Below are 19,457 nucleotides of genomic sequence, written 5' to 3' on the forward strand. Positions count from 1 at the left end.
GCTCAGACGGGCCGGGCGGCCAGTCGGTCCAGCGCTTCCAGCAGGGCCGGCAGCGCCGGGCCGCGCCGGACCGGATGGACCTCGCCCGGTTCCTCGTCGAGGAGTACGAACGCCATGTCGTCGGTCCGCGCCACCAGGCTCCAACCGGGCCCGTCCGCGCGCACTGCTCCATGGGCGGCCCGGACGCGTCCGGGCGGCGGCGGTGAGCTGAGATACGCCTCCGCGCTCTCCAGCGCCCGGCGCACGCCAGCATGGTGCACGGCCAGGGCCACGGTCCCGGCGTCGTCGCTCCCGACCGCGTCGTCGGTGGCGTCCTCGTCGGCGGTGGCGTTGCCCGTGGCGTCTTCGTCCGTAGGGGCTTCGTCGGTAGCGGCTTCGGCATCGGGCGCCGCGTCCGGTGCGGTCGCCGCACCGGTCGCCTCGTCACCGGCCGCCTCGTCACCGGCCGTCGCGTCGCCGGGCGCTCCGCCTTCGGGCGCCGGAGCGTCCTCGGTCGTTGCTTCGTCCCCGGCCGCCGACTCGTCGACGGCGTCATCGGTGAGCTGTTCGCGCCAGGCCCACCACCGCAGTGCGATCTCGTCCGCGCCCAGCCGCCGTTGCGCCCCGCCCCAGGTCTCCAGGTCGGGCGGTGCCAGTGGCGGCCGGCCGCCCTCCTCCTCCGACGGATCGTGCGGATCGGGCACACCCGGCGCGTCGACCGCCACCGGCAGCGGCCAGCCCGGCAGGGCCGCGGCGACGTAGCGCTCGTCCGGTGAGAGGTCGTACTCCAGCCCGCAGTCCCAGGCCGCCAGCGCGCACGCGACCAGGGCCGTGTCGGTGATCGCGACGGTCCACCGGGCGCCGCCGCCGTCCTGTCCGAAGAGCAGACCGTAACCGTCCCGCGCCGGCTCCAGGCCGAGCACCTCGCAGGCCTGCGGGTAGTCGTCGGCGAGCACGCTCGGGAACTGCGCCGGCGTCAGCATCGCCGCCGTGAGCACGAACAACGCGTCGTCGTCCTGCTGCGTGTAGTCGTCCGTATCGGTCACGGGGCCCCTCCCTCTCTTCGGTCCGCGCACCTTAACCAGCGGGTAACGTCCGCGTCGATAGCGGGGCCCGCCCGGAGGAAAAACCGCTCGGAACGGAGGCGCGGCGCCCCTTACCCTGCGGGGTATGGGTGTCCACCGCACGCACTATGTCTGCCTCCCGTGCCGCGCCTCCTACAAGCAGGAGTACGGGCCGGAGCGGGCCCGGCGCTGCCCGCGCTGCGTGGCCGGGCTGATCCACGCGGGCTCCGCGTTCGCGGCGCCCCGCCGGAGCGACGCCCCGGCATGGCGGGCACTCACCGTGCTCCTCACCGCAGGGGTCGGATTCCACACGTCCTGCTGCGGCGGTCCCGGCTTCCGTCCGCGGACCCCGCGCGAGGTGCGCGAACGCCTGGCGCACGCAACCGCCACCGGCGAACCCGTGGTGCGCGCCCTGACCCGCTACGACCTCTCCTTCACCGACCGCCGTCCCGGTAAGGCGGGTTCCCGCCCGCTGCAGCGGAGATAACCCAGGGGAGAGCGCGAACTCGGCGACGGGGAGAGGTGATTGACATGCCCGGCCTGCTGCACAGGATCGGCGACGTGTTCAGACTGCCGGTGCGAGCACCCGACCCGGCGGGTCCCGGCGACCGGGCCCCGCTGGAGCACAACCTGTTCGACGCGGCCGCGACCTATGTGGTGGCCTGCATCGCCGACGACCAGGACCGGATCGACGAGGCCGTGGGCCGAGTCGCCCCGGACGCCCTGATGTTCGGCGTCAACGAGCTCGCGCAGCGCGCGGTGCTGACGCTGGCCCGGGAACACGGAACCGAGCCGGAGATCATGGCCCGCACCTTGCTCGGCCTGCCCGCGGCGTAGGGCCGGTCCGGGGCCGTTCCCGCTACTTCGCGCCCGGATCGTCGCCCAGTTCCGTCAACGTGCTGCGCAGCCAGTCCAGTTCGGCGCGGCTGGTGGCGCGGGCGATGGTGAGGACGCCCCTGCGGTAGGGATCGTCGAGCTCCTCGGCCCGCACCGGCCGGTCGCCGTCGTAGAAGAAGCTGGCGGGCTGCTCCAGGAAGGCGAGCCGGCGGCGGAGCACCGCGGCTTCCTGGCGGGCGTCGTCGAGGTGGCGCAGGAACGCGAGGAGGGTGAACCAGCGGTTCTCGTCGCTCAGATCGAGCTCCGCGGGCTCGGCCAGCCGCCGCCGCAGTTCGGTGCGTCCCTCGGCGGTGAGGGTGAGGACATGGCGGGGAGCGGCGACCGCGCCGGGCTGTGTCTCCCGCCGGAGCCAGCCCGCCTTCTCCAGTCGTTTGATGGCCGGATACAGGGTGCTCTCGGCGACGGGCTTGACGTGCCCGGTGAGGGCGGCGATGCGTTTGCGCAGCTCATAGCCGTGCAGTGAGGCGTCGTACAGAAAACCGAGGATCGCGAGCTCCAGCATGAGGGCATTCTCCCGCATCGTCACGCGCAGCGGTGTACATCGATAGCGCTATACATCGGCGCCGATGTATAGTCGCATCGTCCGGTGGACGCGTTGTCCGGCGCAGACGAAGGGGAGTCAGGTCATGCGGCAGACGGAATTCGGGCCGGCGGCACAGGGAGCGGCCGGTACGGCGGAGGAGCGGCGGCCGTTCATCCGCTGGACGGAGGCGGCCGGCACCGGCCCCGCGCGGGTGTACCTGCATGGACTCGGCTCGGCCTCCGGGCCGTACTTCGCCCATGTCGCGGCGCATCCGGCGCTTGCCGGCCGGCACTCGCTCTTCGTCGATCTGCCCGGATTCGGGATCAGCGACCGGCCCGCGGACTTCGGCTACTTGCTGGAGGAGCATGCCGACGCGGTCGCCGCGGTCCTGGAAGCGGCCGGTGTGAGCGGCGCCGAGGTCGTCGGGCACAGCATGGGCGGCGCGGTCGCGATCGTCCTGGCGCACCGCCGCTCGGACCTGGTGGCCCGGCTGGTGCTCGCAGAGGCCAACCTCGACCCGAACCCGCCGGTCGGAGCCGGCAGCAGCGGTATCGCGCGGTACGAGGAGCGGGAGTTCGTGGACGGCGGTGGATTCGCCGCCGTGCTGGAGCGGGTGGGCCCGATCTGGGGAGCCACGATGCGGCTCGCCGACCCGGTGGCGCTGTACCGCACCGCCACCCGGCTGGCGCGGGGCAGCGAACCCACGATGCGGACGATGCTGCTGGCCATGGACATCCCCCGCACCTTCCTGGTGGGGGAGTTGAGCCCGGACGTCGACGGCCGGGCGGAACTGGTGGCGGCGGGTGTCGGGGTCGAGACGGTGGCGGCCGCCGGTCACAACATGATGTTCGACAACCCCGAGGCGTTCGCCGCCGTGATCGCCGGGGCCGGTTCGGCAGCGGTCAGTTCACCCGCGTAGCCACGGCCAGGTACCGGTCCGCGGAGTCGTCGTACACCGTCAGCTCCCAGCCCGCGTCGGTCAGCAGCGGGGGGAGGTTGGGCTTCGCGCGGACGTCGTCCTCGTGCAGCTCATGGCCGCGCCGGGCGGCGAGCGCGGCGCGGCCGATCGGGTGGAAGAGCGCGAGCCGGCCGCCGGGCCGGGTGACCCGGGCGAACTCGCGCAGCCCGGCCGCCGCGTCCGGCAGATGGTGCAGCAGCCCGGCGGCGAAGACGGCGTCCAGGCAGGCGTCGCGCAGCGGAAGACGGGCGCTGTCCGCCTCGATCAGCGCGCCGGAACGGTGGCGGCCGAGCGCGGTCGCCTCGTGCAGCATCTCCGGGGTCAGATCGGCGCCGATCACGGTGCCCGCCGGGCCGACGGCGGCTCGCAGCGGGGGCAGTGCGCGGCCGGTGCCGCAGCCCACGTCGAGGGCCGACCGGCCGGCTCGCAGGCCCAGTTCCGCGACGGCCGCCGCGTAGGCGGGACCGTCGTCGGGGAAGCGCTTCTCCCAGCCCACGGCCTTGGCGGCGAAGAATTCGCGGACTCGTTCACGTTCGGTCTCCATGCATCATGTTCGCATGATCACGCTGCGTTCCGCCGCTCTGTTCGTCCTTGCCGCACTGCTGGAGATCGGCGGTGCCTGGCTGATCTGGCAGGGCGTCCGCGAGCACCGCGGCTGGGCCTGGACGGTCGCGGGTGTGGTGGCCCTCGGGTGCTACGGGTTCGTCGCGACCCTGCAGCCGGACGCCGAGTTCGGACGGATCCTGGCCGCGTACGGCGGTGTGTTCGTCGCCGGTTCGCTCGTGTGGGGGATGGTGGCCGACGGCTACCGGCCCGACCGGTTCGACGTGGTGGGGGCGGTGGTCTGCCTGGTGGGAGTGGGCGTCATCATGTATGCGCCACGCAGTGGCTGAAACGTCCCGCCTGCGCGCACGTTCGAGCGTTGCGCGATCGTTCGGGGCCGGATCAGCGTACGAGACGGTCAATAACCGTCGGGTTCCGAACTGCCCGAAGGACTGCGAACATCACGGGGCTAGCGTCCCGGACCCATGGGACACATGGACCAAGCCGGCTTCGGCTGGCTGACCCCGACGCTGTCGTACGTGATGGCCTGCGTGGGCTCGACGCTCGGCCTGCGCTGCACCGTACGGGCGCTCGGCGCGACCGGCCGCTCCCGGCGCAACTGGCTGCTGACCGCGGCCAGCGCGCTCGGCACCGGCATCTGGACGATGCACTTCGTCGCGATGCTCGGCTTCCGGGTCTCCGGCACCGAGATCCGCTACAACGTGCCGCTGACCGTCCTGAGCCTGCTGATCGCCGTCGCCGTCGTGGGCGTCGGTGTGTTCCTCGTCGGCTACGGGCGGGGCCGCATCCGTTCCCTGCTGGCGGGGGGCCTGGCGACCGGACTCGGCGTCGCCGCCATGCACTACGTCGGGATGGCGGCCCTGCGGCTGCACGGCACCATCGGCTACGACCCGGTGCGCGTCATGCTGTCCGTACTGATCGCGCTGGCCGCCGCCACCGCCGCGCTGTACGCGGCGCTGACGGTGCACCGGCCGGTCGTGGTGGCCGGGGCGTCGCTGGTGATGGGCGCGGCGGTGAGCAGCATGCACTACACGGGGATGTTCGCTGTGCGGGTGACGGTCCTTCCGTCGTCCGAGGTGCTGCCGGGCGCGAGTGCCACCGCGTTCCTCTTCCCCCTGGTGGTCGGCCTCGGCTCGTACCTCTTCCTGACGTCGGCGTTCGTCGCGCTGTCCCCGAGCGCCCGTGAAAGCGCCGCCTCCGCGTCGGCCCAGTCGCTGCAGGAGGGTGCGGCGTGAGCGCTCCGCGCGGCCGCCGCGCGCATGCCGGACCGCCCGCCGACGAGCGGATGTCACCGCTGGCGCTGGCCGCGGGCGCACCCCGGGCGGGGGGTTCCGGGGGTCCGGATGTCCCGTCGCGGACGGATGGGGATGCGGACGCGCCTGTCGGGTCGAGCGTTTCCGTCGGAGCGAACGTTTCTGCCGGGACCGGTGGTCCGCGACGGCCCGGGACCGGTGGTCCGCGACGGCCCGGGGCAGGGCCGCCGGTTCGGTCGCGGTTCGTCCCGGGGCTGGTGCTGCGGCCGAGGACGGTGCGGGCGAAGATCGTCTCCATCCTCATGGTGCCCGTCGTGTCGCTGATGGCCCTGTGGGCCTTCGCCGCCGTCAACGCCGCCCAGGACGTCTCCGGCCGGCTGCGCACGCAGCAGGTCGAGAAGGAGGTCAGCGGCCCCGTCGCCGCCTCCGTCACCGCTCTGCAGGCCGAACGCCGCGCCGCCGCCCTGTACCTGGCCGCCCCGACCGCCGCCCGCGCGGCGCAGCTCGACAGCGCCGCCGCCGCCACCGACCGGACGGCCGGCGCGCTGCGGCAGGGGAGCAGCCACACGATCGCCGACGGCATCAAGCTGCCCTCGGACGTCGCGCCCCGGCTGCGGACGTTCATCGACGGCGTGACCGGGCTGCGCGCGCTGCGGGCACGGGTCACGGCCCGCAGCGCCGGCTGGGACGAGACGTACCGCGGCTACTGCGACGCGATCGAGAACGCCTTCTCCGCCATCGGCGTACTGACCGCCGGCTCCGACCCGGTCCTGACCTCCGGCAGCCGTGTCGCCCTGGAGTTCGGGCGGGCGGGCGAGATGCTCGCCCGTGAGGACGCCCTGATCTCCGTCGCGGAACTCACCGGCACCCTGGACGGCCCGCGCTACCGCGACTTCACCGGTGCCGTACAGGCCCGGCGGCTGCTGCTCGACGCCTCGGCCGGTGACCTGGGGGGCGGCGGCCGCTCGTCCTGGGAGAAGCTGAGCGGCTCCGCACCGTACAGCGCACTGCTCGGCGTGGAGGACGGGGTGCTGCGCGCCGACCCAGGGCCGCGCGCCGCGGCCGCCGCGCCCGCGGGCACCTGGACGGCGGCCTCCGGACCGGTCATCGGCGGACTGCGCGCCATCGACAACCCGGCGGGCGGCGCGGCGGCCGCCTCGTCCGGCACCGACCCGATCATCCGGGGGCTGGCGAGCACCTCCGGTGCGGCGGTGCTGCTCGGCCTGCTCGCCGTCATCGTCTCGCTGATCGTCTCGGTGCGGATCGGGCGCGCCCTGGTCACCGAACTCGTCGAACTGCGCAACACCGCACTGGAACTCGCCCGCCGCAAGCTGCCGTCCGCCATGCGCCGGCTGCGCGCGGGCGAGGAGATCGACCTGGACGCCGAGGCGCCGCAGGGCACCCATGGCGCGGACGAGATCGGCCAGGTCGGCGAGGCGCTGCGGACCGTCCACCGTGCCGCGCTCACCGCCGCCGTCGAACGCGCCGAGCTGCTCAGCGGCGTCACGGGGGTCTTCGTCAACCTCGCGCGCCGCAGCCAGGTCCTCGTCCACCGCCAACTCGCGCTGCTGGACAGCATGGAGCGGCGTACGGAGGACCCCGGCGAGCTGGAGGACCTGTTCCGGCTCGACCACCTCACCACCCGCATGCGCCGGCACGCCGAAGGCCTGATCATCCTGTCCGGCGCGGCCCCTGGCCGGGCCTGGCGCCGGCCGGTGCCCCTGCAGAACGTGGTGCGGGCCGCGGTCGCCGAGGTGGAGGACTACGCGCGCGTCGAGGTGCGGCGGCTGCCGCAGGCCGCCGTCATCGGCGGCGCGGTCGCCGACCTCACCCACCTGATCGCCGAACTCGTCGAGAACGCCACCCAGTTCTCGCCGCCGCACACCAAGGTGCGGATCAGCGGTGAACAGGTCGGCAACGGATATGTGCTGGAGGTCGAGGACCGCGGGCTGGGCATGGGCGGCGGGGCGCTCGAAGAGGCCAACCGGCGGATCGCCCGCGCCCAGGCGCTGGACCTGTTCGACAGCGACCGGCTCGGGCTGTTCGTGGTGAGCAGGCTCGCCGCCCGGCACGACGTCAAGGTCTCGCTGCGCCCGTCCCCGTACGGCGGGACGACGGCCGTCGTGCTGCTGCCCACCGCGCTCATCGAGCGCTACGTTCCCGACCCGGCCCCCCCCCGCCGCGCCGCCGAGCGCAACCGCGCCCAGCGCGCCCACCGCGAGGACCCGGTCGTCGTCCGGCCGCTTCCGTCGCGGAACGGTGCGGAGTCGCGGAACGGCAGGGCGTTGGAGAACGGGAAGGCGTCGGGAAGCGGTAGAGCTTTCGGAAACGGCAAGGGGCTGGGGAACGGCGACGAGCGGGACGACGGGTCCGCGGAGCCGGTCGTGGTCCGCGGGTTCGCCGCCTCGTCCGCGCATCCGCCGCCGGGTCCGGACGGCCCTGCCGGCCCTGTCGGTCCTGCCGCACCGGCCGCCCCCGTGGGTCCGGCGGCGAACGGCACCGCGCACGGCGACGACGATCTGCCGCGCCGGGTACGGAAGGCGAACCTCGCCCCGCAACTGCTGGAGCGACCCGCTCCGGAACGGGACGGCCATGCGCCGGGCAACGGGTCGGACGGTGAGTCGGAGGACGCGGGCGGGCGTACTCCTGAGCAGATCCGCGCCATCATGACCGCGTACCGCAGCGGTTGGGCGCGCGGCGGTGGCCGTCCGGCCGGCCGCCCGGCGTCGAACGAGGGAGACCCGGCATGATCGAGGCGAACCGTTCCGGCCGGCTGGACTGGCTGCTGGACGAGCTGACGGACCGGGCGGCCGGGGTGCGGCACGCCGTGGTCCTGTCCAACGACGGTCTGGCGGTGGGCGCCTCACGGGCGCTGAGCCGCGAGGACGCCGAGCATCTGGCGGCGGTCGCGTCCGGATTCCACAGTCTCGCCAAGGGCGCCGGCCGGCATTTCGCCGCCGGTGACGTACGGCAGACCATGGTCGAACTGGACGGCGGCTTCCTCTTCGTGGCCGCCGCGGGCGAGGGGTCGTGCCTCGCGGTCTTCGCGACCGCCGGGGCCGACGTCGGGCTGGTCGCCTACGAGATGGCCCGGCTCGTCAAACAGGTCGGCGAGCATCTGCGGACGCCCGCCCGGCCGGACTCCGACACCACGGCAGGCGGCTGAGCACGGATGGACGGCCGCTGGTACGACGACGAGGCGGGCCCGATGGTCCGTCCCTACGCCCTGACCGGCGGCCGGACCCGGGGAGACGGCGGCAGCGCGCATCTCGACCTGATCGCGCAGGTCGTCGCCGAACCGGGCGCGGAGCCCGGCGCCGCAGGCGACCCGGCCCTGGCCCCGGAACACGGCACGATCCTCGCCCTGTGCCGGACCGATCCGCTGTCGGTCGCGGAGATCGCGGCCGACTCCGACCTGCCGGTGGGCGTCGTACGCGTCCTGCTGGGCGACCTGCTCACGCTGGGATGGGTCCGGGTGCGCCGGCCGGTGGCGCCCGCCGAACTTCCCGGCGAAGACATTCTGCGAGAGGTGATCGATGGACTTCGGGCGCTCTGAGCAACCGGGTAGGCGTGATGAGCCCGCGCTGGCGTTGAAGATTCTGGTCGCGGGCGGCTTCGGGGTCGGCAAGACCACCCTGGTGGGAGCCGTCAGCGAGATCCGGCCGCTGCGCACCGAGGAATCGCTCAGCGAGGCGGGCCGGGGAGTGGACGACACCGGTGGGGTGGAACGCAAGACCACCACCACGGTCGCCATGGACTTCGGGCGGATCACGATCCGGGCGGGGCTGTCGCTCTATCTCTTCGGCACCCCTGGGCAGGATCGTTTCTGGTTTCTGTGGGACGAGCTGTCCCACGGCGCGCTGGGCGCCGTCGTGCTGGCCGACACCCGCCGGCTGGAGGACTGCTTCCCCGCAGTCGACTTCTTCGAGCACCGCGGCATCCCCTTCGCGGTCGGCGTCAACTGCTTCTCCGGCGCGCGCTCCTACCGGCCCGAGGACGTCTCACGGGCCCTGGACCTGACGGAGGGGACGCCGGTCGTGCTGTGCGACGCGCGGGACCGTGAATCCGGCAAGGACGTGCTCATCGCCCTGGTCGAGCACGCCGAACGGATGCACGCCGAGCGTCAGCTGCGACGGGTCGGCTGACGGGACCCACCGGTGGGGCCGCTGATGGGGGTTATTGGTGAGGTCTGTTGGTGGGGGCTGTTGGTGAGGGCGGGCAGGCCATTCCGGTGGGGCCCGCTGCCGGATACCGATGCCGGTCGTGACTCGATGGGGACTTGCCGTAGCGCGCTGTTCAGGACAGTCTCGTACCGCAGTCGATACGGGGAGGCCGGGAATGACGGTGGGCAATGGACTCGCATGGCTGTTGGACGACCTGACAGAGCGGGTGCCGCATGTGCAGCACGCGCTCGTACTGTCCAACGACGGCCTGGTGACCGGGGCCAGCGGCAGTCTGGACCGGCCGACGGCCGAGCATCTGGCGGCCGTTTCGTCCGGTTTCCACAGCCTTGCGAAGGGTGCCGGCCGGCAGTTCCGGGTCGGTGGAGTGCGCCAGACGATGGTGGAGTTCGACGAGGGCTACCTCTTCGTGACCGCGGCCGGCGACGGCAGTTGTCTGTCGGTGCTGAGCGGTATGGAGGCCGACGTCGGGCAGGTCGCCTATGAGATGACGCTGCTCGTGCATCGGGTGGGCGAGCACCTCGGGGTCGCGCCCCGCCAGCCGGGGATCACGCCTACCGGAGGGTGAGCCTGCGGGCCGTTGATGTTTGCTGCCGCAGGCGGTGTGCCGGTGGGGGCGGAGTTATCCACAGGCCACGTGGTTGGGTCATCGGGCTGCGCTACATTCGTCACTGTCAGTAGTCGAGGCGGTGGGGGAAGTCATGGTGGTACGGGAGTCACTCGCGGTCGGGGTCGCCGTCGCAGCGGCAGCGGCAGTCGGTAAGGAATCGCCCGCGGGCGGGGCGCCGGCGGGCGAAGCGCTCGGGATGAACCGGGCCAGGGAAGAACTGGAACTGGAAACGGGGGAGTTCGAGCTGGCCGTCCAGCTCGGCGAGGTCCGGGCCGTACCGGCCGGGCCGGGCCGCAGGCGCGTCATGCGCGAGGAGGTCGACCGGCTGCGAGCGGCCGAGGGCTTCCCGCAGGCGCTGCGCGACCGGCTGCGCGTGGTCGGCAGCGGCGATGGAGCGGAGCTCATCGGGGTCAGCCGCGACCGCTTCGTCAAGCTGGCGAAGGGCGGCTTCATCCGGCCGGTCCGCTGGTACGTCAACCGCTACCGGGCCGTCGTCTGGATGTATCTGGCCGACGAGATCGGGCAGTACGCCCGGGACCATCCTGAAGCGCTGCACGGCAGGCTGCCGGTAACGCTGCGTGGCGCTCTGGATGACGGCGCGGACCACCGGGCACGTGGCTGGCGGGCCCGCAGGGCCGGGCAGTTGGTGCGGGACGCGGCCGACGCCTGGGAGGAGGCGGCGGTCTGGGCGGCGCTGCTCGGCACCGACGGCGCGGCCGAGGTGGTGCCGGATCTGTACGAACGGGCCTATCTGCGCAGGTTGCGGTCCGGTCTGCCACCGGGCAGGCCCGGAGAGTTCGCCTCCCGTGAACTGATCGACGCGGCGGTCACCGCGGACCATCCGGACGAGATCGCCCTGGCCCGGCTCTCCCTGGCCGAGGCCCTCGACCGCGCCCGGCAGGCCCGTCCGGCCCCCCGCCCGGCACCGGCCGCGGAGCGGGAGCCACGCCCGGCCCCTGCAGTGGGACCGGAGCCGGAGCCGGGGCCGGGTCCCGAGCGCGAGCCCGAGCGCGAACCGCAGTCGCGGCCGCGGCCGGAACCTGCGCCGGAACCTGCGCCGGAGCCGTGTTCCGAGCGTGGGCCGGAGCCGCGCCCGCGCCGGGGCTGGCGGTTGCAGCGGCCCGGGGACAGCGCGGGGACCCGCCGCCGGAAGAAGCTGTTCCGGCGTCCCTGAACGGCGGCGCCTGCTGCCGCCTGCCGCCGCCGCGTGGGGTGCTGGTCAGCCGCCGATCTTGCGGAAGAGCCCTTCCTGCATCACGGAGACCAGCAGCCGGCCCGAGCGGTCGTAGATCTGGCCGCGGGCCAGGCCGCGGGCGCCGGTCGCGATCGGGGACTCCTGCTCGTAGAGGAACCACTCGTCGGTGCGGAAGGGGCGGTGGAACCACATCGCGTGGTCGAGGGAGGCCATGTCGAAGCCGCGGGGGCCCCACAGCGGTTCGACCGGTACCCGCACCGCGTCGAGCAGCATCATGTCGCTCGCGTACGTGAGCGCGCACGTGTGCACCAGAGGATCGTCGCCCAGCGGTCCCACCGCGCGCATCCACACCGCGCTGCGCGGTTCGGCGCCCTCGATCTCCTCGGGCGTCCAGCGCAACCGCTCGACGTAGCGGATGTCGAACGGCTGGCGGCGGGCCATCCGCTCCAGCGACTCGGGCAGTACCCCCAGATGCTCGCGCAGCTCGTCGCCCAGCTTCGGGAGACTCTCGGGCTCGGGCACATCGGGCATCGGGATCTGGTGCTCGAAGCCCGGTTCCGGCTGATGGAAGGAGGCGGTCAGATTGAAGATCGTGCGACCCTGCTGGATCGCCACCACCCGCCGGGTGGTGAACGACCGGCCGTCACGCACCCGTTCGACCTGGTACACGATCGGCACACCCGGCCGGCCGGGCCGCAGGAAGTACGCGTGCAGCGAGTGCACCGGCCGCTCGCCGTCCGTGGTGCGGCCGGCCGCGACCAGTGCCTGCCCCGCGACCTGCCCGCCGAACACCCGCTGCAGCCGCTCCTCGGGGCTGCGGCCGCGGAAGATGTTCTCCTCGATCCGCTCCAGGTCGAGCAGATCCACCAGCCGCTCGGCGGGGTTGGTCATCGGAACTCCCTCGTGTCGTGCCCGGTCACAGCTCGCCGACGGTCGTCACACGGATGATCGCCCGGCCCTCCTCGTCGGAAGCTGCCAGATCGACCTCGGCGGAGATACCCCAGCCATGGTCGCCGTTGGGGTCCGCGAACGTCTGGCGGACCCGCCAGAGCGCGTGCTCCGGCTGCTCCTCGATCTGCAGCAGCTTCGGGCCGCGGGCGTCGGGGCCGGTGCCCAGGTCGTCGTACTCGTCCCAGTACGCGTCCATCGCCTCCGCCCACGCGTCGGCGTCCCAGCCCGACTCGGCGTCCAGCTCGGCCAGCACGTTGTACTTCTCCAGCGCCGCCAGCTCGACCCGGCGGAACATGGCGTTGCGCACCAGCACCCGGAAGGCTCGGGCGTTGGCGGTGACCGGCTTGACCTGGTCGGCGCGTTCGGCGGCCTGCTCGGCCGTCTCGACCTCGGGGTTGGCGAGCTGCTCCCACTCGTCCAGCAGGCTGGAGTCGACCTGGCGCACCAGCTCGCCGAGCCACGCGGTCAGGTCCTGGAGGTCCTCGGACTTCAGATCGTCCGGGACGGTGTGTTCCAGGGCCTTGTACGCGCCCGCCAGGTAGCGCAGCACGATCCCCTCGGTGCGGGCCAGTTCGTAGTGCGAGGTGAACTCGGAGAACGTCATGGCGCGCTCGTACATGTCGCGCACGATCGACTTGGGGGACAGCGGGTGGTCGCCCACCCACGGGTGGCTCTGCCGGTAGATGCCGTAGGCGTGGGAGAGCAGTTCCTCCAGCGGCTTGGGGTACGTGACCTCCTGCAGCCGCTCCATCCGCTCCTCGTACTCGACCCCGTCGGCCTTCATCAGCCCGATCGCCTCACCGCGCGCCTTGTTCTGCTGCGCGGCCAGGATCTGGCGGGGGTCGTCGAGCGTGGACTCGACGACGGAGACCATGTCCAGGGCGTACGACGGCGACTCCTTGTCGAGCAGCTCGAAGGAGGCCAGCGCGAACGTCGACAGTGGCTGGTTCAGCGCGAAGTCCGACTGGAGGTCGACGGTGAGCCGGACGATGCGGCCCTCCGCGTCCGGTTCGGCCAGCCGCTCCACGACGCCGCCCGCCTCGAGGGAACGGTAGATGGCGATGGCCCGCCGGATGTGCCGCAGCTGGTTGCGCCGCGACTCGTGGTTGTCCTCCAGCAGGTGCCGCATCGCCTCGAAGGCGTTGCCCGGCCGGGCGATCACCGACAGCAGCATGGTGTGGGTGACCCGGAAGCGGGAGGTGAGCGGCTCGGGGTCGGAGGCGATCAGCTTCTCGAAGGTCGCGTCGGACCAGTTGACGAAGCCCTCGGGAGCCTTCTTGCGGACCACCTTGCGGAGCTTCTTCGGGTCGTCCCCGGCCTTGGCGACGGCCTTCTTGTTCTCGATGACGTGCTCGGGCGCCTGCGCGACGACGAAGCCCGCGGTGTCGAACCCGGCACGGCCGGCCCGCCCGGCGATCTGGTGGAACTCCCGGGCCCGCAGGGTGCGGACCCGTGTGCCGTCGTACTTCGTCAGGGCGGTGAAGAGCACGGTCCTGATCGGCACGTTGACGCCGACACCGAGGGTGTCAGTACCGCAGATGACCTTCAGCAGGCCCGCCTGCGCGAGCTTCTCCACCAGCCGCCGGTACTTCGGCAGCATGCCCGCGTGGTGCACGCCGATGCCGTGCCGGACGAACCGGGAGAGATTGCGGCCGAAGGTGGTGGTGAAGCGGAAATTGCCGATCAGGTCGGCGATGGCGTCCTTCTCGGCGCGTGTGCACATGTTGATGCTCATCAGTGCCTGCGCCCGCTCGACGGCCGCCGCCTGGGTGAAGTGCACGATGTAGACGGGCGACTGCCGGGTCTCCAGCAGCTCCGTCAGCGTCTCCGTCAGTGGTGTCGTCACGTACTCGTAGGAGAGCGGCACCGGCCGGGTCGCGGAACGCACGACGGTCGTCGGGCGTCCCGTGCGGCGGGTGAGGTCCTCCTCGAAGCGGGACATGTCGCCGAGGGTCGCGGACATCAGGACGAACTGGGCCTGCGGAAGCTCCAGCAGCGGGATCTGCCAGGCCCAGCCGCGGTCCGGTTCCGCGTAGAAGTGGAACTCGTCCATGACGACCTGGCCGACATCGGCGTTCCGGCCGTCGCGCAGCGCTATCGAGGCGAGCACCTCGGCCGTGCAGCAGATGACCGGTGCGTCCGCGTTCACCGAGGCGTCGCCGGTCAGCATGCCGACGTTCTCGGTGCCGAAGAGCTTGCAGAGGTCGAAGAACTTCTCCGACACCAGCGCCTTGATCGGAGCGGTGTAGAAGGTGACCTGGTCCTTCGCCAGCGCGGCGAAGTGCGCCCCCGCCGCGACCAGGCTCTTCCCGGAGCCGGTCGGGGTCGAAAGGATCACGTTCGCCCCGGAGACGACCTCGATCAGCGCCTCCTCCTGAGCGGGGTAGAGGGTGATGCCCTGGCTCTCCGCCCAGGTCGAGAAGGCTTCGTACAGGGCATCGGGGTCGGCCTCGGGAGGCAGCTGATCAATGAGGGTCACCCCACCATCTTGCCTGGCTTCGGGCCCCGCGGCGGAACCGGCGGTAATACGGAAGATCGCCAACGGTATGGTGTGCCGTCGACTGGGCGTCAACTCCGCCTGCGGGCGGGCCGAAAGGGGCGGGGCACCACACATGATGGGACCGGCACATTCACTTTCCGGAGCGGCGGCATGGCTGGGGGTGGGGGCGGGCGCGGCCGCGCTCGACCACCCCATGCCGTGGCCGACGCTTGTCGTCGGCGCCCTGATCTGCGCCGGCGCCGCTCTCGCTCCGGACCTGGACCACAAGGCGGCGACCATATCGCGCGCTTTCGGGCCCATCTCCAAAGCGCTGTGCGAGATCATCGACAAGCTGTCGTACGCCACCTACAAGGCCACCCGTATGAAGGGCGACCCGCGCCGTACCGGCGGCCACCGCACCCTGACGCACACCTGGCTGTGGGCCGCCCTGATCGGCGGCGCCTGCTCGGCGGCTGCGCTCTTCGGCGGGCGCTGGGCGGTGCTCGGCATCCTCTTCGTCCATATGGTGCTGGCCGTCGAGGGTCTGCTGTGGCGCCAGGCCCGTGCCTCCAGCGATGTGCTGGTCTGGCTTCTCGGGGCGACCGGCGCCTGGGTCCTGGCCGATGTCCTGGACGACCCGGGCAACGGCAAGGACTGGCTCTTCACCGAGCCCGGCCAGCACTATCTGTGGATCGGCATCCCGATCGTGCTGGGCTCGCTCGTGCACTGCATCGGCGACGCCCTGACCGTGTCCGGCTGCCCGATCCTGTGGCCCATCCCGATAGGCCGCAAGCGCTGGTACCCGATGGGGCCGCCGAAGTTCATGCGGTTCCGGGCCGGCAGCTGGGTCGAGATCAAGGTGCTCACCCCGGCGTTCTTCCTGCTCGGCGGGGTCGGGGCACTGGGCGCTCTGGGCTTCCTCGGCTGACGCCCCCGGTTCCGTGCCCGCCGCCGAGCAGGCGGCGGGCACGGAACCCGGGAACGGGAAGCGGCGGGCCGCTCCTAGCCGTGCCAGGAGCGCCACAGGGCCGCGTACGCCCCGTCCGCCTCGACCAGCTGGTCATGGCTGCCCAGCTCGCTGATCCGGCCCTCCTCGACGACCGCGATGACATCCGCGTCGTGCGCGGTGTGCAGCCGGTGCGCGATGGCGATCACGGTGCGGCCCTCCAGCACCCGCGCCAGCGAACGCTCCAGATGCCGGGCGGCCCGCGGGTCCAGCAGCGAGGTCGCCTCGTCCAGCACGAGGGTGTGCGGATCGGCGAGCACCAGCCGGGCCAGGGCCACCTGCTGGGCCTGTGCCGGGGTGAGGGTGGAGCCGCCGGAGCCGACCTCGGTCTCCAGACCGTCGTCCAGCGCCCGCGCCCAGCCGTCGGCGTCCACCGAGACCAGCGCGTCCCACAGCTCGGGATCGTCCGCCCCGGACCGGGCCAGCCGCAGATTGTCCCGCAGCGAGCCGACGAAGACGTGGTGCTCCTGGTTGACCAGCGCCACATGCCGCCGTACCCGCTCGGCCGGCATCCGGGCCAGCTCGGCCCCGCCGAGCGTCACCTCGCCGGTCCGCGGCGCGTAGATTCCGGCGAGCAGCCGCCCGAGGGTGGACTTGCCCGCGCCCGAAGGCCCGACCAGCGCCAGCCGGGTGCCCGGCCGCAGCCGCAGCGACACCCCGTGCAGCACGTCGCTGCCCTCCCGGTAGCCGAAGCGCACCTCGTCGGCGTGCATGTCGCGGCCGTCCGGGACGACGTGCTCGTCCGACTCGTGCTCCTCGACCTCGCGGACCCCGACCAGCCGGGCCAGCGATACCTGGGCGACCTGCAGCTCGTCGTACCAGCGCAGGATCAGGTTGACGGGGTCGACGAGCATCTGGGCGTAGAGCGCCCCGGTGGTCAGTTCGCCGACCGACACCCAGCCGTGCAGCGCGAAGGTCCCGCCGATCATCAGCACCGACGCCAGGATCAGGGTGTGCGTCAGGTTGATCACCGGGAAGAGCACGCTGCGCAGCCACATCGTGTAGCGCTCCCAGCCGACCCAGGTCCTGATCCGCTCGTCGGAGTCCGTGACCCGGCGGGCGCCCAGCCCGTGCGCCTCGATGGTCCGGCCGGCGTCGACCGATTCGGCGAGCGAGGCGGCGACGGCCGCGTACCCGGCGGCCTCGGAGCGGTAGCCGGCGGGTGCGCGCCGGAAGTACCAGCGGCAGCCGACCAGCAGCAGCGGCAGGGCGACCAGCACCGACAGCGCCAGCGGGGGAGAGGTGACGGCGAGCGCGCCGAGCAGCAGCGCGGCCCACACGACGGCGATGGCCAGCTGCGGCACGGCCTCGCGCATGGCGTTCGACAGCCGGTCGATATCGGTGGTGATCCGGGAGAGCAGATCGCCGGTACCGGCCCGCTCCAGGACGCCGGGCGGCAGCCCGACGGACCGGACGAGGAAGTCCTCGCGCAGGTCGGCCAGCATCCGCTCACCGAGAATCGCACCGCGCAGCCGCACCAGCCGGACGAATCCGGCCTGGACGGCGAGCGCGGCGAGGAAGAGCCCGACCGTGAGCTCCAGATGCAGCTCCCGGCGCCCGGCCGACAGGTCCTCGACCAGCTGTCCCAGCAGATAGGGCCCGACCATGGAGGCGACCACGGCGACCGTGTTGACGGCGACCAGCAGGGTGAAGGCGCCGCGGTGGCGGCGGGCCAGCTCGGTCACGTAGGTGCGTACGGTGGCCGGCGAACCGACCGGCAGCGTCGTCGTCTGCTGCGGCGCGTCCGGATCGTGCTCCGGCGGCTTCACGCCGATCATGCGGATTCCTCGATCCTGGTGTTCTCCGCGGCCCCGGACGGGACCACGGACGGGCCTTCAGCGGTGACAGCGGCCGTGACGCCGCCGTTCACAGCGGCGGTCACACCGGCCGGCTCCTCGGTCTCGCGGGTGACCACGGCGCGGTACTGCTGGTCGGCGCGCAGCAGCTCGTGGTGGGTTCCGGTGGCCGCCACCGCACCGTCGGCGATGAAGACCACCAGGTCGCAGCGGTCGAGCAGCAGCGGGCTCGACGTGAACACCACCGTGGTGCGGTCCGCCCTGATCCCCTTGAGGCCGCGCGCGATACGGGCCTCGGTGTGCGAGTCGACAGCCGACGTCGGCTCGTCCAGAACCAGCGCCTCCGGGTCCGCGACCAGCGATCTCGCCAGGGCCAGCCGCTGGCGCTGGCCGCCCGACAGGGAGCGTCCGCGCTCGGTGATCCGGGTCCGCATCGGATCACCGGAGTCGTCCACCGAGGCCTGGGCGAGCGCCTGCAGCACGTCTCCGCACTGGGCGGCCGTCAGGGCGTCGGTGGCGGAAACGTTGCCGGAGGACGGTACGTCGAGCAGCTCGTGCAGGGTGCCGGAGAGCAGCACCGGGTCCTTGTCCTGCACCAGTACGGCGACGCGCGCCGCCGCCAGCGGCAGCTCGTCGAGCGCCGTGCCGCCCAGCAGGACCGAGGACTGGCCGGCCACCCGGTCCGGGCTGTGCCCGCCGAGCCGGTCGGCCAGCCGCCCGGCGGCGTCCGGGTCCCCGCACACGACCGCCGTCAGCCGCCCGGCCGGAGCGAGCAGACCAGTCTCCGGGTCGTACAGATCACCGGAAGGAGACACATCAGGCGAAGGAGCTGAAGGAAGTGACGGAGATGCATCCGGCTCCACGCCCCGCACCAGCGCCAGCACCCGCGCCGCGCGCTTCGCCGACGGCCGGGAGAAGGACCACGCCATCGCGATCTCCTCGAAGTGCCGCAGCGGGAACATCAGGAAGGCGACGGTCCCGTACACGGTCACCAGCTCGCCGACCGAGATCCGGCCGTCCAGCGCGAGGACCGCCCCGTACCAGGCCACCCCCACCAGCAGCAGTCCTGGCAGGACCACCTGTACGGCGCTGATCAGCGCCCACATCCGGGCACTGTGCACGGCGGCCGTACGGACCTCCTGCGAGGCCTTGCGGTACCGGTCGAGGAACAGCTCCTCGCCACCGATACCGCGCAGCACCCGAAGACCCGCGACGGTGTCGGAGGCCAGCTCGGTGGCCTTGCCGGCCTTCTCCCGCTGGACGTCGGCGCGCTTGGTCGCCGCCGGCAGCAGCGGCAGCACGGCGAGGGCCAGGACGGGGATGGCGGCGGCCACCATGAGGCCGAGTTCCGGCTGGTAGAAGGCGAGGGCCACCGCGATGCCGATGGTGGCGAGGAAGGCGGAGGTGAAGCGGGCGAACGCCTCCACGAACCAGCCGATCTTCTCGACGTCGCCCGCGCCGACGGTGACGATCTCGCCGGCCGCGACCTGCCGGGTGAGCACCGAGCCCAGTTCGACGGTCTTGCGGCTCAGCAGCTGCTGGACGCGGGCGGCGGCGGTGATCCAGTTGGTCACCGCGGTGCGGTGCAGCATGGTGTCGCCGAGCGCGCTGAGTCCGCCGAGCGCCAGCATCAGCCCACCGGACAGCGCCAGCCGCCGGCCGGAATGGTCGACGACCGCCTGCACGGCCAGGCCGACGGCTGCCGGGAACAGTGCGATGGACGCCATCAGCAGAGTGCCCCATGCGGCGGCTGTGAGCTGCCCGCGCAGCTGGCGTTTCTCCAGCCAGAGCAGGAAACGGAATCCCGATCTGACGTCGGGGACACCGGGGTCCTGGAAGGGGAGTTGGCGAAGCGACATGACGTCCCGAGATGTTCTGGATGGGGGTGCGAAGACCTGCAAGGTTCGCGTCACCGCACGTACCGGGTCAACCGATTTACGGCCGCCACGCCCGGAATAGTCCGGTATCGGCCAAGGTCGCCGGCGGGGCCGTCCCGCGGGC

19 protein-coding genes are annotated in these 19,457 nt (G+C 72.6%); 12 read left to right on the plus strand and 7 right to left on the minus strand.

The window, feature by feature from the left end; translation table 11 throughout:
* Nucleotides 1-2: 2 nt before the first annotated feature.
* Nucleotides 3-962, minus strand: a complete 960-nt coding sequence (locus tag G3I60_RS17805; protein ID WP_239069960.1) for a hypothetical protein — start codon at nucleotides 960-962, stop codon at nucleotides 3-5.
* Nucleotides 963-1,149: 187 nt separating this feature from the next.
* Here G3I60_RS17805 and G3I60_RS17810 point away from each other — a divergent pair, with 187 nt between their 5' ends.
* Together G3I60_RS17810 and G3I60_RS17815 are read left to right on the plus strand one after the other, a co-directional pair.
* Complete coding sequence (locus G3I60_RS17810; protein WP_164607448.1) at nucleotides 1,150-1,530, plus strand: deoxyxylulose-5-phosphate synthase; 381 nt, start codon at nucleotides 1,150-1,152, stop codon at nucleotides 1,528-1,530.
* Nucleotides 1,531-1,574: 44 nt separating this feature from the next.
* Nucleotides 1,575-1,880 (plus strand): hypothetical protein, encoded by a 306-nt coding sequence (locus G3I60_RS17815; protein ID WP_232485046.1) that lies wholly within the window; start codon nucleotides 1,575-1,577, stop codon nucleotides 1,878-1,880.
* A 22-nt stretch (nucleotides 1,881-1,902) separates the two neighbouring features.
* On the opposite strand, the gene G3I60_RS17820 is transcribed toward G3I60_RS17815, so the two are convergent.
* A complete protein-coding gene (locus G3I60_RS17820) occupies nucleotides 1,903-2,442 on the minus strand; it encodes a PadR family transcriptional regulator (protein ID WP_164294328.1) in 540 nt (179 codons plus the stop codon).
* A gap of 124 nt (nucleotides 2,443-2,566) precedes the next feature.
* On the opposite strand from G3I60_RS17820, the gene G3I60_RS17825 reads away from it, so the two are divergent.
* On the plus strand, nucleotides 2,567-3,382 hold the full coding sequence (locus G3I60_RS17825; RefSeq protein WP_164607450.1) for an alpha/beta fold hydrolase: 816 nt from the start codon (nucleotides 2,567-2,569) through the stop codon (nucleotides 3,380-3,382).
* Here the strand turns inward: G3I60_RS17825 and G3I60_RS17830 are convergent.
* Nucleotides 3,366-3,965, minus strand: a complete 600-nt coding sequence (locus tag G3I60_RS17830) for a class I SAM-dependent methyltransferase (protein WP_164607452.1) — start codon at nucleotides 3,963-3,965, stop codon at nucleotides 3,366-3,368. The genes G3I60_RS17825 and G3I60_RS17830 overlap by 17 nt on opposite strands.
* A gap of 13 nt (nucleotides 3,966-3,978) precedes the next feature.
* On the opposite strand from G3I60_RS17830, the gene G3I60_RS17835 reads away from it, so the two are divergent.
* From G3I60_RS17835 to G3I60_RS17870, 8 genes are all read left to right on the plus strand, one after another.
* Nucleotides 3,979-4,314, plus strand: coding sequence for a YnfA family protein (locus tag G3I60_RS17835; RefSeq protein WP_138353088.1), 336 nt, complete (start codon nucleotides 3,979-3,981; stop codon nucleotides 4,312-4,314).
* A gap of 135 nt (nucleotides 4,315-4,449) precedes the next feature.
* The gene (locus G3I60_RS17840) at nucleotides 4,450-5,220 is read left to right on the plus strand and encodes an MHYT domain-containing protein (RefSeq protein WP_164607454.1); all 771 of its coding nucleotides are present in this window, start codon (nucleotides 4,450-4,452) and stop codon (nucleotides 5,218-5,220) included.
* Between the two features lie 320 nt (nucleotides 5,221-5,540).
* A complete protein-coding gene (locus G3I60_RS17845; RefSeq protein WP_343241953.1) occupies nucleotides 5,541-7,988 on the plus strand; it encodes a nitrate- and nitrite sensing domain-containing protein in 2,448 nt (815 codons plus the stop codon).
* Nucleotides 7,985-8,404, plus strand: a complete 420-nt coding sequence (locus G3I60_RS17850; RefSeq protein ID WP_138353090.1) for a roadblock/LC7 domain-containing protein — start codon at nucleotides 7,985-7,987, stop codon at nucleotides 8,402-8,404. The genes G3I60_RS17845 and G3I60_RS17850 overlap by 4 nt, the downstream gene beginning before the upstream one ends.
* A gap of 6 nt (nucleotides 8,405-8,410) precedes the next feature.
* On the plus strand, nucleotides 8,411-8,794 hold the full coding sequence (locus G3I60_RS17855) for a DUF742 domain-containing protein (RefSeq protein ID WP_138353091.1): 384 nt from the start codon (nucleotides 8,411-8,413) through the stop codon (nucleotides 8,792-8,794).
* Nucleotides 8,775-9,383, plus strand: coding sequence for an ATP/GTP-binding protein (locus G3I60_RS17860; RefSeq protein WP_138353092.1), 609 nt, complete (start codon nucleotides 8,775-8,777; stop codon nucleotides 9,381-9,383). Before G3I60_RS17855 ends, G3I60_RS17860 begins: the two co-directional genes overlap by 20 nt.
* A 193-nt stretch (nucleotides 9,384-9,576) precedes the next feature.
* Nucleotides 9,577-9,987: a roadblock/LC7 domain-containing protein gene (locus tag G3I60_RS17865; protein WP_138353093.1), complete on the plus strand. Its 411-nt coding sequence runs from the start codon at nucleotides 9,577-9,579 to the stop codon at nucleotides 9,985-9,987.
* A gap of 133 nt (nucleotides 9,988-10,120) precedes the next feature.
* Nucleotides 10,121-11,203, plus strand: a complete 1,083-nt coding sequence (locus G3I60_RS17870) for a DUF6397 family protein (protein WP_164294287.1) — start codon at nucleotides 10,121-10,123, stop codon at nucleotides 11,201-11,203.
* A 45-nt stretch (nucleotides 11,204-11,248) separates the two neighbouring features.
* On the opposite strand, the gene G3I60_RS17875 is transcribed toward G3I60_RS17870, so the two are convergent.
* A complete protein-coding gene (locus G3I60_RS17875) occupies nucleotides 11,249-12,115 on the minus strand; it encodes an acyl-CoA thioesterase II (RefSeq protein WP_138353095.1) in 867 nt (288 codons plus the stop codon).
* A gap of 25 nt (nucleotides 12,116-12,140) precedes the next feature.
* A complete protein-coding gene (locus G3I60_RS17880) occupies nucleotides 12,141-14,654 on the minus strand; it encodes an RNA helicase (protein WP_138353096.1) in 2,514 nt (837 codons plus the stop codon).
* A gap of 133 nt (nucleotides 14,655-14,787) precedes the next feature.
* Here G3I60_RS17880 and G3I60_RS17885 point away from each other — a divergent pair, with 133 nt between their 5' ends.
* Nucleotides 14,788-15,582 (plus strand): metal-dependent hydrolase, encoded by a 795-nt coding sequence (locus tag G3I60_RS17885; protein WP_138353097.1) that lies wholly within the window; start codon nucleotides 14,788-14,790, stop codon nucleotides 15,580-15,582.
* 74 nt (nucleotides 15,583-15,656) lie between these two features.
* Here the strand turns inward: G3I60_RS17885 and G3I60_RS17890 are convergent, their stop codons facing one another.
* Nucleotides 15,657-17,438, minus strand: coding sequence for an ABC transporter ATP-binding protein (locus G3I60_RS17890; protein ID WP_164607455.1), 1,782 nt, complete (start codon nucleotides 17,436-17,438; stop codon nucleotides 15,657-15,659).
* A complete protein-coding gene (locus G3I60_RS17895) occupies nucleotides 17,435-19,315 on the minus strand; it encodes an ABC transporter ATP-binding protein (protein WP_164607457.1) in 1,881 nt (626 codons plus the stop codon). The genes G3I60_RS17890 and G3I60_RS17895 overlap by 4 nt, the downstream gene beginning before the upstream one ends.
* Between the last annotated feature and the right edge of the window lie 142 nt (nucleotides 19,316-19,457).

The sequence above is a fragment of the Streptomyces sp. SID13666 genome (assembly GCF_010548325.1).
In the GTDB taxonomy this organism is placed as follows: domain Bacteria; phylum Actinomycetota; class Actinomycetes; order Streptomycetales; family Streptomycetaceae; genus Actinacidiphila; species Actinacidiphila fildesensis.